At 65.2% G+C, this 3,267-nt stretch carries 4 protein-coding genes; 2 read left to right on the plus strand and 2 right to left on the minus strand.

What is annotated here, in order from left to right:
- Positions 1 to 395, plus strand: a 395-nt coding sequence (locus MOV75_RS32010) for a PLP-dependent transferase (protein ID WP_247007318.1), incomplete at its 5' end; no start/stop codon positions are given.
- A gap of 176 nt (positions 396 to 571) precedes the next feature.
- Positions 572 to 2,263 carry a Na/Pi cotransporter family protein gene (locus tag MOV75_RS32015; RefSeq protein WP_246921738.1) on the plus strand — a complete coding sequence of 564 codons (1,692 nt, stop codon included), beginning with the start codon at positions 572 to 574 and terminating at the stop codon, positions 2,261 to 2,263.
- Positions 2,264 to 2,448: 185 nt separating this feature from the next.
- Here the strand turns inward: MOV75_RS32015 and MOV75_RS32020 are convergent, their stop codons facing one another.
- Both MOV75_RS32020 and MOV75_RS32025 read right to left on the minus strand, forming a co-directional pair.
- Positions 2,449 to 2,787: a lipid-A-disaccharide synthase N-terminal domain-containing protein gene (locus MOV75_RS32020; protein WP_246921735.1), complete on the minus strand. Its 339-nt coding sequence runs from the start codon at positions 2,785 to 2,787 to the stop codon at positions 2,449 to 2,451.
- On the minus strand, positions 2,784 to 3,267 hold a 484-nt coding region (locus MOV75_RS32025), incomplete at its 5' end, for a glycosyltransferase (protein ID WP_247007319.1). The genes MOV75_RS32025 and MOV75_RS32020, both read right to left, overlap by 4 nt.

The following is a 3,267-nucleotide window of genomic DNA, read 5'->3' on the forward strand; positions in this document are numbered from 1 at the left end:
CGCAGCATCATCGCTCCGGGCTCGACATGGCGCGCTGGCTGGCTAGCCGGCCCGAGGTCGCGCGCGTCCTGCATCCGGGGTTGGAGACCGATCCCGGTCACGCCATCTGGAAGCGCGACTTCACCGGCGCGTCAGGCCTGTTCAGCATCGTCCTGAAGCCGGCGCCGCAGAAGGCGGTCGACACCATGCTCAACACGCTCACACTGTTCGGCATGGGCTTCTCCTGGGGCGGCTTCGAGAGCCTTGCAATTCCCTTCGACTGCGACGCCTATCGCACCGCGACCAAGTGGGCGCCGGGCGGCCCTACCCTGCGTCTGCACATCGGTCTCGAAAGCGTCGACGATCTCAAGGCCGATCTCGATCGCGGCTTCGCTGCCCTCAAAGCGGCAATGTGAGCCTGCTCACAAGGCATCGCGCCTGCGGACGCGGCATCGCGCGCCGGCGGACGCGCAACGCGCGCCGCGGGAACGTGACGCACTCGTAAACGTTAACGCCGATGCCCCAACAAATGGTTTGAACCTCAAGCATTTGGCGCTAGCCTTACCAATCGACTCCAATCCGGATACGGAGCATGGGAACGTTGGTTCTGCTCGATCTCATGGGCGGCGTTGCGCTGTTGTTGTGGGGCCTGCACATGGTCCACAGCGGGATTTTGCGCGCGTTCGGCCCGGACCTGCGGCGACTGCTCGGCAAGGCCCTGAGCAATCGCGTCAGCGCCTTTGCCGCCGGACTCGGGCTCACCGCGCTGCTCCAGAGCAGCACGGCGACCGCCCTGATCACCTCTTCATTCGCGGCCGAAGGCCTCGTCAGCCTCGCCGCTGCGCTCGCCATCATGCTCGGGGCCAATGTCGGCACGACACTGATCGTGCAGGTGCTGTCGTTCAACATCGCGGCCGTCGCACCCGTGCTGTTCGTGCTCGGGCTCGTCGCCTTCCGCTCGGGCCCGCGCTCGCGGATCAAGGACATCGGCCGCGTTTGCATCGGCCTCGGCCTGATGCTGCTTTCGCTGCACATCCTGCTCGACACGCTGGCGCCGGCGGAGAACGCGCCCGGCGTCCGCATCGTGATGTCGGCCATCACGGGCGATCCTGTCCTGTGCATCGTCATCGCGGCCCTCGTCACCTGGGCGGTGCATTCGAGCGTCGCGAGCGTGCTCCTGATCATGTCGCTGGCCTATTCGCAGTTCATCACGCCCTACGCGGCGCTGGCGCTGGTGCTCGGGGCCAATCTCGGCAGCGCCATCAATCCCGTGTTCGAGGGCGCCAAGCGGTACGATCCCGCAAGCTATCGCCTGCCGCTCGGCAATCTCGTCAACCGCGTGATCGGGATTGCCCTCGTCCTGCCCTTCCTGGGCGCGATCGCCGAGCACATGCACGCCTGGCAGCCCGATCTCGCCAAGATGACCGCGGCTTTCCACATCGCCTTCAATATCGGCACGGCCATTATCTTCATCGGCCTGCTCGACACCATGTCGCGCCTGCTCATCCGCCTCTTGCCGGATCGCGTGCAGGAGGCCGACCCCGCCCGACCGCGCTATCTTGACGAGACCGCGCTGGAGACGCCATCACTGGCGCTCGCGGACGCCGCCCGCGAGACCTTGCGCATGGGCGATCTCGTCGAGGTCATGCTGCGCAAGGTGATGGCTGCGATGATGACAGGCGACCGCGCGCTGGTTGACCAGGTCTCCAAGATGGACAATTTCGTCGACGGGCTCGACGAGGCGATCAAGCTCTACGTGACCAAATTGATGCGGGGCAGCCTCGACGAGAGCGAAGGGCGGCGAGCGATGGAGATCATCTCCTTCGCCATCAACCTCGAACATATCGGCGACATCATCGACAAGAGCCTGAGCGAACTCGCCACCAAGAAGATCAAGCGGCGCTTCCAGTTCTCGGCGGAAGGCGCCGACGAGCTCGCCGCCTTCCACAAGCGCACCATGGACTCGCTGCGGATCGCGTTCGGCGTCTTCATGTCGAGCGACGCCAACGAGGCGCGCAAGCTGCTGGTGGAGAAAACCGCGCTGCGCAACACCGAGCTTGCGGCGGTCGAACGGCATCTCGACCGCTTGCGCGAGGGCCGGCCCGAAACCATCGAAACGACGTCGCTGCATCTCGACGTGCTGCGCGACCTCAGACGCATCCACTCGCACATCTGCTCGGTCGCCTATCCCGTGCTGGATGCGGCAGGTGAGCCCTATCGCAGGAGCGAGGCGGAGACAGCCGCCTTGCCCGCCTCTGGCGCGGCCTCGGCGCTGCCGCGCTAGAGCGGACTGGCTTTAGGTTGAATCAATCGCCGCGGCTCGTTCACCCTCTCCCGCTTGCGGGAGAGGTCGGCGCGAAGCGCCGGGAGACGGCTTCCTCCTCTAGGGGATTGTCCCATTGCGGAGACACCCTCTCCACCCCTCTCCCGCAAGCGGGAGAGGGAGCGCACTTCCGTACGCGCTAGCGCTCAGCGATCCAGCGTCTTCGAAGCGCGGCCGCGGTTCTTCACGATCAGCATGATGTTGCGGATATAGATGATGGTTGCGAGCGATTGTCCGAGGATGATCACCGGCTCGCGCTTCACGACGCCATAGACCAGCGTCATCAGCCCGCCGCCCATCGAGCAGAACCAGAACGCCATCGGCACCACGCTGTTGCCGGCGCGCTCGCTCGCGATCCACTGCACCAGGAAGCGCGCCGTGAAGAACAGCTGCGCGACCAGGCCGAATGCCAGCCAGAAATCGAACTTGGCGACGAAGACGTCGTAGAGATAGTTGCTCAGCGCCTGACCGTATTGGATGATCATGCGTTCACCTCAGTCACATCTGGTGTCGGCTTCTTGCGGCGGATCAGCCACCACACCCCGGCGAGATCCATGATGCCGATCCACAGCCGATCGAAGAAACCGTAGTTCGACACGCCGGAATGGCGCGGCCGGTCGATCACGTCGACATAGGCGATCTCGTAGCCTTCGCGGCGGACCAGCGCCGGCAGGAAGCGATGCAGCCCGTCGAAATAGGGCATCATCAGGAAGACCTCGCGCCGGAATGCCTTCAACCCGCAGCCGGTATCCCGCGTGCCGTCCTTCAGGATGGCGTTGCGGACGCCGTTGGCCACGCGCGACTGGAATTTCTTGAAGCCGGTATCCTTGCGTCCGACGCGCTGACCCGCAGCGAGGCCGACGCGCCCTGCTCCCTTCTCGACCGCCGAGATCAGGTCGGGCAGGAAGGCTGGATTGTTCTGGCCGTCGCCGTCGAGCGTTGCCACGACCACCCCGCGCGCCGCG

This window comes from Bradyrhizobium sp. PRIMUS42 (assembly GCF_023006515.1).
Lineage (GTDB): Bacteria > Pseudomonadota > Alphaproteobacteria > Rhizobiales > Xanthobacteraceae > Bradyrhizobium.

Bases quoted from the DNA above. Each gene is read 5' to 3' on its own strand.
- MOV75_RS32015 (WP_246921738.1), top strand. From the start codon at position 572: ATGGGAACGTTGGTTCTGCTCGATCTCATGGGCGGCGTTGCGCTGTTG.
- MOV75_RS32020 (WP_246921735.1), bottom strand. From the start codon at position 2,787: ATGATCATCCAATACGGTCAGGCGCTGAGCAACTATCTCTACGACGTC.